Annotated in this window: 7 protein-coding genes; 6 read left to right on the top strand and 1 reads right to left on the bottom strand. The window is 68.4% G+C overall.

The features are described 5' to 3' along the window. Nucleotides 1–83 precede the first annotated feature (83 nt). The gene (locus ACTPOI_RS24995; protein WP_440114144.1) at nucleotides 84–1076 is read left to right on the top strand and encodes a Bug family tripartite tricarboxylate transporter substrate binding protein; all 993 of its coding nucleotides are present in this window, start codon (nucleotides 84–86) and stop codon (nucleotides 1074–1076) included. Between the two features lie 117 nt (nucleotides 1077–1193). After that, nucleotides 1194–2633, top strand: coding sequence for a diguanylate cyclase domain-containing protein (locus ACTPOI_RS25000; RefSeq protein WP_440114147.1), 1440 nt, complete (start codon nucleotides 1194–1196; stop codon nucleotides 2631–2633). Between the two features lie 65 nt (nucleotides 2634–2698). Here the strand turns inward: ACTPOI_RS25000 and ACTPOI_RS25005 are convergent, their stop codons facing one another. Next, nucleotides 2699–3307 (bottom strand): hypothetical protein, encoded by a 609-nt coding sequence (locus tag ACTPOI_RS25005; RefSeq protein WP_440114150.1) that lies wholly within the window; start codon nucleotides 3305–3307, stop codon nucleotides 2699–2701. A 277-nt stretch (nucleotides 3308–3584) separates the two neighbouring features. On the opposite strand from ACTPOI_RS25005, the gene ACTPOI_RS25010 reads away from it, so the two are divergent. The 4 genes from ACTPOI_RS25010 to pbpC are packed head-to-tail and all read left to right on the top strand — an operon-like array spanning nucleotide 3585 to nucleotide 12695. Beyond that, complete coding sequence (locus tag ACTPOI_RS25010; RefSeq protein ID WP_440114153.1) at nucleotides 3585–9581, top strand: alpha-2-macroglobulin family protein; 5997 nt, start codon at nucleotides 3585–3587, stop codon at nucleotides 9579–9581. A gap of 52 nt (nucleotides 9582–9633) precedes the next feature. After that, nucleotides 9634–10002 carry a hypothetical protein gene (locus ACTPOI_RS25015; RefSeq protein ID WP_063461250.1) on the top strand — a complete coding sequence of 123 codons (369 nt, stop codon included), beginning with the start codon at nucleotides 9634–9636 and terminating at the stop codon, nucleotides 10000–10002. Further along, on the top strand, nucleotides 9995–10351 hold the full coding sequence (locus tag ACTPOI_RS25020; RefSeq protein WP_440114156.1) for a hypothetical protein: 357 nt from the start codon (nucleotides 9995–9997) through the stop codon (nucleotides 10349–10351). Before ACTPOI_RS25015 ends, ACTPOI_RS25020 begins: the two co-directional genes overlap by 8 nt. Before the next feature lie 22 nt (nucleotides 10352–10373). Continuing rightward, nucleotides 10374–12695 (top strand): penicillin-binding protein 1C, encoded by a 2322-nt coding sequence (pbpC, locus tag ACTPOI_RS25025; protein WP_440114159.1) that lies wholly within the window; start codon nucleotides 10374–10376, stop codon nucleotides 12693–12695. Nucleotides 12696–12762 lie beyond the last annotated feature (67 nt).

The raw sequence follows: 12762 nt of genomic DNA on the forward strand, positions 1-12762 counted from the left end.
TTGCGCGGCTGCCGCTGGCCTGAACCGTGCTTGTTGTACGGTCGCGCCCCGCAAACACCCCATTCAAATCAACGAGTTCCGCCATGACAAAGACTTCCCGCCGCAATCTGCTGTCCCGCCTGGTGCGCACTGGAGCCTTTGTGGGCGCTGCGCTGGCCGTGGGCCTGGCATCGGCCCAGTCGGCCAAGCCCATTCGCCTGCTGGTGGGTTTCCCGCCCGGTGGCGGCACCGACGCCATTGCGCGCACGCTGGCCGAAAAACTCAAGGACGAGCTGGGCCAGCCTGTGGTGGTCGAGAACCGACCCGGCGCGGGCGGCCAGATCGCCGCGCAGGCGCTCAAGGCCTCGGCGCCCGATGGCACCACGCTGTTCCTCACGCACGACCACACCATCTCCATCCTGCCCCAGGTGGTGAAAAACCCTGGCTTCGACCCCGCGCGCGACTTTGTGGCCGTGGGCGGTTTTGCCACCTTTGTGAATGCGTTTGCCGTCTCGGGCGGTACCCCCGCCAAGTCGTTCACCGAATACGTGGGCTGGCTTAAGGCGTCGGGTGGTGGCAAGGGCGCGGTGGGCATTCCCGCCCCGGCGTCCACGCCCGAGTTCCTGGTCAAGCTGATCGGGCAGAAGTACCAGCTGGACCTGGTCTCGGCGCCCTACCGGGGCAGTGCACCCATGATGGCTGACATGCTGGGCAACCAGATTGGTGCGGGCGTGGCCTCGGTGCAGGACTTCATGGAGAACCACAAGGCCGGCAAGGTGCGTGTGGTGGGCGTGCTGGGCACCAGGCGCCAGGCTGCCATGCCCGACGTGCCCACGTTCGACGAGATGGGCCTCAAGGGCTTTGAAGACCTGCCGTACTACGGCATCTACGCCCCCACCGGCACGCCGCAGAAGTTCATTACCGACTTCTCCAGCGCACTGGCCAAGGTGGTGGCCCAGCCCGATGTGCGCGACCACCTTACGGCCATGGGCCTCACGGTGGGCCATATGTCGCCCCAGCAACTGGCTGCGCGCGAGAAGGCCTACACCGAGGCCTGGGCGCGCATTATCAAGACCAGCGGCTTCGTGGCGCAGTAAGCAGGCGGGGCGGCAAGCCCCGCGCAAGCCGTGTTCGCTTATGCTGTGCCCGGCTTCCGCGCTCCGGGCGTAGTCTCGGTGCGCAAGGGGCCGTTTTTTTGCACTCCTTCTTCCCCCATGCCCACCAGCCGCCTTCCTTCCAACTGGATCCAGCATCGGTACCTGCCCCTGGTGGTGGGGGCATGCAGCGGCGCGCTGGCTGCGCTGCTGGCCTGGGTGGTCATCGACATCTCGCACACCAAGGCGCGGGCCGAGATCGCGGCCCAGGCGCAAAGCCATTTGCTGCAGATCCGTGACCGGCTGGACCGGCAACTGCAAAGTACCCTGTCGGTGCCCGAAACGGTGGCGGCCTTCATCGCCGCGCAGGGCAGCATGGCGCCCGAGATTTTTGCCACCGTGGTCGGTCGCCTGCTGGAGCACCAGCGCAACATCCGCAACCTGGCGCTGGCGCCCGACAACGTGATCGCCGATGTGTATCCGCGCGTGGGCAACGAGCGAGCCATTGGTCTGCGTTACCTCGACAACCCCCAGCAGCGCGGGGCGGTGGAGCGGGCCATCCAGTCCCGCCGCACGGTGGTGGCGGGCCCCATCCCCCTGGTGCAGGGCGGGCTGGGCATCATCAGCCGCACGCCGGTGTTTCTGGCCCACCCGCCCGAGCGGCCGCCCGTGGGTGGGCCACAGTACTGGGGCATTGTGTCGCTCACGGTCAATGCCGACACCTTGTTTGCCGATGTGGGGCTCAACACGGAGCAGATGGGTTTCCAGGTGGCGGCGCGAGGCCTGGACGCCATGGGGGCGCAGGGCGCGGTGTTCATTGGCCGCCCCCAGTTGTTTGACGAGGCGCCTGCCACGCTCGATGTGCCGCTGCCCGGGGGCGGCAGCTGGATCCTGGGGGCGGTGCCCAGCGGCGGCTGGGCGGCAGCGGGCCGTGCGCCCACGCTGGTGGTGATGCTGGCCTATGCATTTGCGCTGGTGCTGGGCCTGCTCAGTGCGCGGCTGGTGCGGGCCCACCAGCAGGTGCTGGCCCTGGCCAGCCACGACCGCCTCACGGGGCTGCCCAACCGGCGCCTGTTTGAAGACCGCCTCTCGCAGGCGGCGTTGGCGGCCTACCGCGACCACCGTGCCGGTGCGCTGTTGCTGGTGGATCTGGACGGCTTCAAGGCCGTGAACGACAGCCAGGGCCATGGCAGTGGCGACCAGGTGCTGGTCCGTGTCGCGCAGCGCCTGTCGGGTCTGGCGCGTGCCAACGACACGGCGGCCCGGCTGGGTGGGGATGAGTTTGCCCTGGTGCTCAACGCGGTGGATTCACCCGATGCGGCCATGGAGATGGCCCACAAGGTGCTGGCAGCACTGGTGGCGCCCATCGGGCTCGACAACGGCCAGCATGTGCTGATTGGCGCCAGCATCGGGGTGGCTCTGTTCCAGGGCCCGGCGGTGGAGGCGCTGCCTGCGCTGATGGACCGCGCCGATCGCGCGCTCTACGCCAGCAAACACGGCGGCAAGGGGCTGGCCACGCTGGCTGATTCCTCGGGGGGCGCCGCAGCGCAGCCGGGCTGACCCACGCGGGGCAGGGGGCCTGCGGGCCTGCAGGCCTGCAGGTTTTTCCCCTCCTCGGTTTGTTTTCAGTGCAGGGCCGCTTGCGGCTCTGCCCGGGGCGTGCCACCCAGGCCATGCCCCATTTTTTTGCCCGCCTCGGGCGGTGGCAGCACGGCGGGCAGGCCCAGTGCCTGGATGGCCAGTTCGCGGTGCCAGCCCTGGATGTGGTGCAGGTGGTGTTCTTCGTTTTTCTCCACGGCCTTGTGGGCAGCCTTCAGCGTCTGGCCCACGTCGCCCACCGCCACCCGGGCCACCCGGCCCAACAACTCCCATTGGGCATGGTTGCTGGTTTCGGTGTGCAGCACACATTCGCAGGCCACCAGCTGGGCGGTGTCCGGGTCGCAAGTGCGCTGGGCCGTCTCGATGGCCTGCACCCATGTGTCGCCCAGCTGCCGCGTCACGGCCCGCGCGGCGGTGGGGGCATCCGGGTCCAGTCCCAGCGCGTCGCACATGCGGCGCACCACGCCCTGGTGCGCCTGGCTGTCCCGCATGTAGCCTTGCCATTCCTTCTTCAGGGCCGGGAGGTGGGCGCAGGCGAGGGCGGCACGGTACACCCGCTCACCCACCTGTTCGGTCTCCATCATCTGCAGCACCAGCTCGTCCAGTTGGTGGCTGTCGTAATGCACGCGGTTCATGGCATCTCCTTACAGTGGATTGGCGTGGGCCGCGCTGGGCTGGGCGAGGGCCGCGCAACGCAGCAGCTTGGAACAGGTTTTTTGCCAGTGTGCGCACTTTGGGCGGGCCTGTCCATGGGGGAAAAGGCCCGATGGCAGCCTGGCCGTCGGCATACGTAAGCGCTTGCAACGCTGCGCTGGCGGCGGTGCCGTTTTGTTACGCTCGCAGGTCGTGCAATTCCCCTTCCCCGCGCGGGGCCACTGGGGACGTCCGCCCTGGTTCCTTCGGAGGGGAAAAATGAACAAAAAACAATGGATGCTGGCGGCCAGCCTGTCGCTGGTGGCCTGGGGGGCGCAGGCCCTGCAGATCAGCAGCTTTTCGCCGCAGGGCGAAGTGGCGCAGGTGCGCCAGGTGGTGGCCAAGTTTGATGCCGCTGCCGTCAACTTTGGCGATCCCAAGGCTCCGGCGCCACTGACCCTGAGCTGCAGCGACGCCAGCGCGGCCAAAGGCACGGGCCGCTGGACGGGTGAGCGCGAATGGGTGTTCGACTTCGAGCGCGACCTGCCGCCCGGCGTGCGCTGCACCGCCACCGTCAAACCAGGGTTCAAATCGGCCCTGGGCGCTGATCTGGCGGGCGTCAAAAGCTATCAATTCAATAGCGGTGGGCCGTTTGTGCAGGTCATCCGCCCCAATACCTACGAACAGATCGACGAAGAGCAGTTCTTTGTGCTGCAGCTCAATGGGCCTGCCACTACGGCCAGCGTCCAGGCCAATGTCTGGTGCACGATGGAAGGCGTGGGCGAGCGCGTGCCGGTGCGCCTGATCGAGGGTGCGCAGCGCGCCGAAATCCTGAAAACGCTGGGGCTGGAAAAAAGCGCGGCCAAGGAGCCTTTGCAGTACGCCACGCTGGCCTGCAACCGGCGCTTCACCTCGGGTTCGCGCATGCAGATCGTGTTTGGCAAGGGCGTGGCCACGCCCAGCGGTGTGGCCAACACGGTGGAAAAGCGCTTCGACTTCAAGGTGCGCGAGCCGTTTTCGGCCGAGTTCAGCTGCGAACGCGAAAACGCCCAGGCCGCCTGCCTGCCCATCCGCCCGTTGCAGCTGTCCTTCAACACGCCAGTGCCGCGCAGCCTGGCCACGGCCATCCGCCTCAAGTCGGCCAAGGAAACCCTCAAGCCCCAGACCGATGGCGGCATCGAAAGCCAGAAGGGCGATGCGCTGGTCAACAGCGTGCAGTTTGCCGCGCCCCTGGCCGAAAACACGGCCTTCACGCTGGAGCTGCCCAAGGACTTCAAGGACGCCTCGGGCCGCCCGTTGCGCAATGCCGAGAGTTTCCCGCTCAAGGTGTCCACCGGCGGCATGCCGCCCCTGGCCAAGTTTGCGGCGGCGCCGTTTGGCATCGTCGAGCGTTTTGCCGAAGGCCCCGCGTCAGACAAGCCCCCCGCATTGCTGCCGGTGACCTTGCGCAATGTGGAAGCCGCCCTGCGCGTGCAGGGCCTGCAGCCGGGCACCCCTGGTGCGGCCGCCCCTGCGGGCAAGGTGAGCACGCTCCAGCCCGGCACCGACGCCGAGATCATTGCCTGGTTCCGCAAGGTCAAGCGCTATGACAACTACCTGGTGGACCGCAAGCAGGCGCGCCAGGACGTGACCGGCCCACTGCCCAAGGTGCTGGACGACGACCGCAGCCATGTGCAAAGCCGCATGGTGTCGCTGCTGGCAGGCAAGGGGGGCGTGAAGACGCTGGACCTGCCCAAACCCGCGAACAACGACCCGCGCCCGTTCGAGGTGGTGGGCATCCCGCTGCCGCCCGGTTTCCATGTGGTGGAGATCGCGTCGCAAAAGCTCGGCGCCTCGCTGCTGGACGACCGCCATGGTGAGGGCCGCACGATGTATGTGCGCACCTCGGCGCTGGTGACCAACCTGGGCGTGCACTTCAAGCTGGGCCGCGAGAACGCCATGGCCTGGGTGACCACGCTGGACAAGGGCCAGCCCGTGCAGGGCGCCCAGGTGCGCGTGTCCGACTGCCGGGGCAACGAGGTGGGCAGCGCCACCACCGACGCCCAGGGCGTTGCCCGGATCGACGGGCTGTCGTCCCAGGCGCCCACCTGCAGTGGTGACGACTGGACCCAGGCCTACTTTGTGAGCGCGCGCTCCAAGGGGGCCGACGGGGTGGAGGACATGGCCTTCACCTGGAGCGACTGGCAGCGTGGCATCGAACCCTGGCGCTTCAACGTGCCCACCCACACCGGTCCGCGCCCCACCGAGCGGGCCCACACCATCTTCGACCGTACCCTGTTCCGTGCGGGCGAAACCGTGTCGATGAAGCACCTGCTGCGCACCGAAACCCGCAAGGGCTTTGGTCTGCCCGATGCGCGGCCTGAAACCCTGGTCATCACCCACCTGGGCAGCGGCCAGCAGTTCACCCAGCCGCTGGCCTGGCGCGGCACCGCCACCGGTGGCCTCAGTGCCCAGAGCAGTTTTGCCATTCCGCCCGCCGCCAAGCTGGGTGTGTACCAGGTGGAGTTGCGCAACGATGCGGACAATGAACGCAGCTTCGGCTCGGGCGAGTTCCGGGTCGAGGAGTTCCGCCTGCCGGTGCTGGAGGGCCGCATTGCGCCCGCCGACAAGAAGGCGCTGGTACGAGTCCGCTCGGTGCCCACCGATGTGCAGATCAACTACGTGGCCGGTGGCGGCGCAGCCCACCTGCCGGTGCGTGTGTCGGCCATGGTGCGCGGCAAGACCCTGCAGTACAGCGACTACGAGGCGTTCAGCTTTTACCCGCCACGCAAGCGCGATGCGTCCAATGCCAGCAGCGACGATGAAGAAGCCACTGCCAGCCAGGACGCGCGTGTGATTGCCGACAAGCTGCCGCTCACGCTCAACAAGGACGGCGCGGGCAAGCTCACCATCGACAACGTGCCCCAGGCGCGCCAGCCGCAGGAACTGGTGATGGAAGCCACCTACGCCGATCCCAACGGTGAGGTGCAGACCCTCCGCAGCGTGCAGGCCCTGTGGCCTGCGGGCGTGGTGGCAGGCATCAAGACCGAGGGCTGGGTGTCGGCCCGCCAGAAGATCCGCTTCCAGGCGCTGGCGCTGCAGCACGCGGGCAAACCCGCACCCGACACCGCGCTGCAGGTGCAGGCCATTGCGCGCATCACCACCACCACCCGCAAGCGCATGGTGGGGGGCTTCTACAGCTACGACAACCAGACCGAAACCAAGGACCTGGGCACGCTGTGCAGTGGCAAGGCCGACGCGCGTGGCCTGCTGCTGTGCGAATCCAAGCTCGACGAACCGGGCGAGGTGGAACTGGTGGTGACAGCTACCGACAAGGACGGCAACACCAGCGTGGCCGCGTCGTCGGTGTGGGTTACACGCCAGGGCGAGCTGTGGTTTGGTGGCGAAGACCACGACCGCATCGACCTGCTGCCCGAGAAGAAGAGTTACCAGCCGGGCGAGACCGCCAAATTCCAGGTGCGCATGCCGTTCCGCTACGCCACGGCGCTGGTGGCGGTGGAGCGCGAAGGCATCATCGACACGCAGGTGGTGCAGCTCAATGGGCAAGACCCCACGGTGAGCCTCAAGATCCAGCCCGAGTGGGGCCCGAACGTGTATGTGAGCGTGCTGGCCCTGCGCGGCCGCCTGCGCGAAGTGCCGTGGTACAGCTTCTTCACCTGGGGTTTCAAGTCGCCGCGCGAATGGTGGACATCCTTCTGGTACGAAGGCCGTGAGTACCAGGCGCCCACTGCGCTGGTGGACCTCTCCAAGCCCGCCTACCGCCTGGGCCTGGCCGAGATCCGTGTGGGCACGCAGGCCCACCAGATCGATGTGAAGGTGCAGGCCGACAAGGAAAGCTATGCCGTGCGCGGCAAGGCGCAGGTCACCATCACCGCGACCCTGCCGGGCGGCAAGCCTGCCGCGAACGCTGAGGTGGCCGTGGCCGCCGTGGACCAGGCCTTGCTGGAGCTGATGCCCAACAACAGCTGGAACCTGCTCGAAGCCATGCTCCAGCGCCGCAGCTGGGGCGTGGAGACATCGACCGCGCAGATGGAAATCATCGGCCGCCGCCACTACGGCAAGAAGGCCGTGCCCGCAGGCGGTGGCGGCGGCAAGGCGCAGACGCGCGAGCTGCTCGACACGCTGCTGCTGTGGCAGCCCGCCATCCAGCTCGACGCCAACGGCCAGGCCAAGGTGACGGTGCCGCTCAACGATGCACTCACCACCTTCAAGATCGTGGCCGTGGCCGATGCGTCCACCGGACTGTTCGGCACCGGCAGCACCAGCATCCGCGCCACGCAGGATTTGCAGATCATCAGCGGCCTGCCGCCCCTGGTGCGCGAGGACGACCAGTTCCGCGCCCAGCTCACGCTGCGCAACACCACCAAGGCCGCGATGAAGGTCGAGGTGGCCCCACGCGCCACCCTGCTGGACCTGAAGCCTCAGACGGTGGACATCCCCGCCGGTGAATCGCGCGAGGTGGCGTGGACGGTGACCGCACCCGCGCAGCTCGCGCAGACCCGCGCCCAGGCCATCCTGTGGGAGATCGAAGCCAAGGACACCGTGAGCGGCGCGCGCGACGCGCTCAAGGCCAGCCAGAAGCTGATCCCGGCCGTGCCGCTCACGGTGCAGCAGGCCACGCTGGTGCAGGTCGATGGCAGCTTCAACCTGGATGTGAACCCGCCCGCCGATGCGCTGCCTGGGCGCGGCGGCCTGAAGATGTCGCTGCAGCCCAAGCTGGCCGAAGGCCTGCCCGGCGTGCGTGACTGGTGGGCCCGCTACCCGTTCGCCTGCCTGGAGCAAAAGACCAGCAAGGCCGTGGGCCTGCGCGACGGCGCGCTGTGGCAGACCGTGGTGGCGCAGCTGCCCACCTACCTGGACAGCGAGGGCCTGGCCAACTACTTCCCGCCGCGCGACGGCGACAGCAACCGGGGCAGCGACACGCTCACGGCCTACGTGCTGGCCGCCACGCACGAGGCCGCCGCCATTAACCCCGCGTTTGCGCTGCCGGACGACGTGCGCGCACCGATGGAGCGCGGCCTGATCGCCTTCATCGAAGGCCGCATCGAGCGCAGCTTCTGGAGCCCGCGCAAGGACCTGGACATGCGCAAACTCGCCGCTATCGAGGCGCTGTCGCGCTACGGCAAGGCCCAGGGCCGCATGGTGAGCAGCATCACCATCGCGCCCAACCAGTGGCCCACGCATGCGGTGATCGACTGGGTGAATGTCCTCAAGCGCGTGGCCGATGTGCCGCAGCGCGACCAGCGCCTGGCCGAGGCCCAGCAGATCCTGCGTGCACGCCTGTCGTTCCAGGGCACCAAGCTCATCTTCAGCACCGAGCAGGACGACTACTGGTGGTGGCTGATGCAAAACGGTGATGTGAACACCGCGCGCCTGATGCTGGCCGTGATGGACGACCCGGCCTGGAAGGACGACATGGGCCGCCTGGCCAACGGCTTCATCAGCCGCCAGCAGGCGGGCGCCTGGCACACCACCACGGCCAACCTGTGGGGCGGGCTGGCGCTGGAGAAGTTCAGCGCCAAGTTCGAGGCCGTGCCGGTGTCGGGCACCACCAAGGCCAGCATGGGGGGCAACACCGCCGCTGTGGACTGGAGCAAGGTCGAGCGCGTGAAGACCAGCGACCTGACCGGTGCGCCCTACCAGGGCACCTGGTTTGGTGCGCCCGCATCGCCGGGCAACCTGAAGAACAACGGCATGTTCCTGCCTTGGGCCACCGCAGCGGGCAAGACCGGTGGCAAGGAGCAGCTCGCCGTCACCCACCAGGGTCCCGGCAAGCCGTGGCTCACGCTGCAGTCGGTGGCGGCCGTGCAGCTCAAGGCGCCGTTTGCGGCCGGGTACACGATCAGCAAGACCGTGACCCCGGTGGAGCAGGCCAACAAGTCGCTGCCCGCAGGCCAGTACACACGCGGCGACGTGCTGCGCGTGACGCTGGAGGTGAACGCCAGCGCCGACATGACCTGGGTGGCCATCACCGACCCGATCCCGGGCGGTGCCACCATCCTGGGCAGCGGCCTGGGCCGCGATTCCGCCATCGCCACGCAGGGCGAAAAGGCGCGCACCGGCCCCGGCTGGCCCGCGTTCGAGGAGCGCAGCTTCGAGTCCTTCCGCAGCTACTACGAGTACCTGCCCAAGGGCACGGTCAAGATGGAATACACCGTGCGCCTGAACAACGTGGGTGACTTTGCACTGCCCCCGAGCAGGGTCGAGGCGATGTACGCGCCCGAGATGTTTGGCGAGTTCCCCAATGCTCGGGTGAAAGTGGAGGCGGCCCGGTAGGCCGCAGCGCCATGCCTTCTTCCGTTGTGAGCCTGCCTAGTTGCAGCCCGCCATGAGCCTCAGTGTTTTTGTCGAGCTGCGGTTCTGGCTGCTGGTGGTGTTTTCGCTGGTGCTGCCAGCGGGCATCTACGCGCTGCTGCTGGCCACTCGCTCCATCTCGCGCATGGCGGTGCTGGGTTTTGGCGTGGCGCTGGTGCTGATTGCGGGGGTGGATGTGTACCTGCTGCAGTCGCTCGCGTCCCTGGCCAAGACCACGCCGTCGCTGGCGGACGACGCGGTGTTCATCTCCGAGCTGTCCATCGCGCTGTACGTGCTGCCCGTGGTGTTTGGCGGCATCGGCGTCAACCTTATGTCGCATGTGCTGCTGCGCCATCTGAGCGAGGCCGAAACCCGGTTTGACCGGGAGCATCCCGATGATTGAACGGCGGCCATCCCTCTTCTTGCGCCCCGCGTGGTGCGCGGTGCTGGCGGGTGCCCCGCTGGCCGCCCACGCCCATGGGCAGGAGGTGCTGGCCATGGCCTACGCCCAGGTTGCTGTAGTGTCGGTGTGCTTGCTGCTGGCGTGGTGGGTGCCCCTGCTGCGCGGGGCGCGCTGGTTGGCAGTGCTGGGCTGCGCAGCCGGGGTGGTGGTGGCCTGGGCACGGGTGCTGGATCTGCCCCGCCAGTCCCACGCGGCCGAGATCATGGCCTGGCTGGTGCTCGCGCCGCTGCTGGGCGCCGCTGGGGCTGTGGCCTGGGCGCGAATTCGCAGAGGCCGCGATGGCCGCTGAGTCGGTGCGTGCTGTGCGCTGCATGTGCTCGCGGCTGCGGCATGCCCTGGGTGTGCAACTGTTGGTAGCTATATTTTTTGTAGCTATCACGGCAAGTCCAGCGCGCGCAATCCCCACTTTTGATGAGGTACGTGCTGATTTCAAGCCTTCCGACACCGTGCTGCTCTCGCGCGAAGGCGAGGTGCTGCAGCGCCTGCGCACCGACCCCACGGTGCGGCGTGGCCAGTGGGTGCCGCTGGCTGACATCTCGCCCGCGCTGCGCCAGGCGCTGGTGCTGAGCGAGGACAAGCGTTTTTTTGAACACAGCGGCGTGGATTGGCGCGCCGCATCGGCTGCGGCCTGGGGCAACCTGTGGAACCAGCGCACGCGCGGTGCCAGCACCATCACCATGCAGCTGGCCGGGCTCCTGGATGGTGACTGGCGCCAAGGCCCGGGCGGGCGCACCGTGGTGCAAAAGTTGGGGCAGACGGTGGCCGCCCAGGTGCTGGACCGGCGCTGGCGCAAGGACCAGATCCTGGAGGCCTACCTCAACCTTGTGCCGTTTCGCAGCGAGCTGGTGGGCATCGATGCGTTGAGCCGCACGCTGTTTGGCAAGGCTGCGCATGGCCTGGACGACCGCGAAGCGGCGGTGGCCGCCGCCCTGGTGCGCGCGCCCAATGCGCGGCCTGCGCTGGTGGCGCAGCGCGCTTGCGGCGTGCTGCGCGATATGCAGCGGGGCGCCCGCATCGACTGTGACGCGCTCGACCTGTTCACCACCGCCGCGCTGCAGCGCCGCGCATTTGACGCGAGCGAAGGCGTGGCCCCGCACTTTGCGCGCCACCTGCTGCGCCAGCGTTTTGGCAAGGACGCTGCGGTGCCCGAGCGTGTGCAGAGCACGCTGCGCGCGCCCCTGCAGCGTTTTGCCATGCAGACCCTGCAGCAGCACCTGCGCGAGCTGCGCGGGCGCAATGTGGAAGACGGTGCGGTGCTGGTGCTCGACAACGCCACGGGTGCGGTGCTGGCCTGGGTGGGCTCATCGGGCCAGCTCAGCCAGGCGAGCGAGGTGGACGGCGTGCTGGCGCTGCGCCAGCCGGGCTCCACGCTCAAGCCTTTTCTGTACGGGCAGGCTATTGAACAGCGGCGCCTCACGGCCGCGTCGCTGGTAGACGACTCGCCCGCGCACATCGCCACGGCGGGCGGGCTCTACATCCCGCAGAACTACGACCGGCAGTTCAAGGGCTGGGTGTCGGTGCGCACAGCGCTGGCGGCCTCGCTCAACGTGCCGGCGGTGCGCACGCTGGTCATGGTCACGCCCGACGCGTTCCACCGCCAGCTGGGCGCCATGGGTCTGCCGCTGCGCGAAAGTGGCGACTATTTTGGCTACAGCCTGGCGCTGGGCAGCCCCGAGGTGCCGCTGCTGCACCTGACCAATGCGTTCCGCACGCTGGCCAACGGCGGGCGGCTCAGCCCGGTGGCGCTGGCTGCGCTTGGACCGGGGCGGGCTCCCGCTTTCACTGCGGCCCTGGACCCGCGAGCGGCCTTCATCGTGGGCGACATCCTCTCGGACGGCAATGCGCGTGCGCGCACCTTCGGCACCGACAGCGTGCTGGCCACGCGCTTCTGGACGGCGGTGAAAACCGGCACCAGCAAGGACATGCGCGACAACTGGGCCGTGGGCTGGTCGGAGCGCTACACCGTGGGCGTATGGGTGGGCAACGCCAGTGGTGCGGCCATGCACGACGTGAGCGGCACCAGCGGCGCGGCGCCCATCTGGGCGGCGGTGATGGGCTTCTTGCACGCCCGCGAGCCCAGCCGTGCGCCCAAGGCCCCGGCGGGCCTGCTCCAGGCCGGGGTGCGGTTTGGCCCGGGGCCCGTGGCCGGTGGCATGCCGGGCGGTGCGCCCGAGCCCCGCGCGCCGCTGGAGGCCGCGCGCAGCGAATGGTTTCTGCAAGGCACGCAGCAAGCCTTGTTTGCTATTGATTCAATAGCTGAAAAGGCATATCCATCGCGCGCAGAAGGCCAAAAAAGCCCCAAAAAATCGCCCGCCCAGGTGGTGGACGCGCCTTCCGCCCCCGCCCGCATCACGGCACCCGCGCCCGGCACCATCATTGCGCTGGACCCGGACATCCCCCCCGCGCGCCAGCGCCTGCAGTTCACGGCCACGGGCGACGGGCTGCTCTGGCGCATGGACGGCAAGCCGCTGGGCCGGGGCCCGCGTGTGGCCTGGCTGCCCTGGCCGGGGCGGCATGTGGTGCAGATCACCGACGCGCGCGGGCAGGTGCTGGACGAGATCCGCATCGAGGTGCGCGGGGCGGGCGTGGCGGCGGGGGCTGTGGCGCCCCCGATAAGGGCTGCTGCGCATTGACGCGCCCAAAGCCGAGGAATACGGTGTGATTTACCCATTCAGCGTCCCCGTCACGGCGGCGAAGAAA

The organism is Acidovorax sp. BL-A-41-H1 (genome assembly GCF_051942715.1).

Coding starts and splice junctions, on each gene's coding strand:
- ACTPOI_RS25015 (WP_063461250.1), top strand. CDS start 9,634: ATGAGCCTCAGTGTTTTTGTCGAGCTGCGGTTCTGGCTGCTGGTGGTG.
- ACTPOI_RS25005 (WP_440114150.1), bottom strand. CDS start 3,307: ATGAACCGCGTGCATTACGACAGCCACCAACTGGACGAGCTGGTGCTG.
- ACTPOI_RS25000 (WP_440114147.1), top strand. CDS start 1,194: ATGCCCACCAGCCGCCTTCCTTCCAACTGGATCCAGCATCGGTACCTG.
- ACTPOI_RS25010 (WP_440114153.1), top strand. CDS start 3,585: ATGAACAAAAAACAATGGATGCTGGCGGCCAGCCTGTCGCTGGTGGCC.
- ACTPOI_RS25020 (WP_440114156.1), top strand. CDS start 9,995: ATGATTGAACGGCGGCCATCCCTCTTCTTGCGCCCCGCGTGGTGCGCG.
- pbpC (WP_440114159.1), top strand. CDS start 10,374: ATGTGCTCGCGGCTGCGGCATGCCCTGGGTGTGCAACTGTTGGTAGCT.
- ACTPOI_RS24995 (WP_440114144.1), top strand. CDS start 84: ATGACAAAGACTTCCCGCCGCAATCTGCTGTCCCGCCTGGTGCGCACT.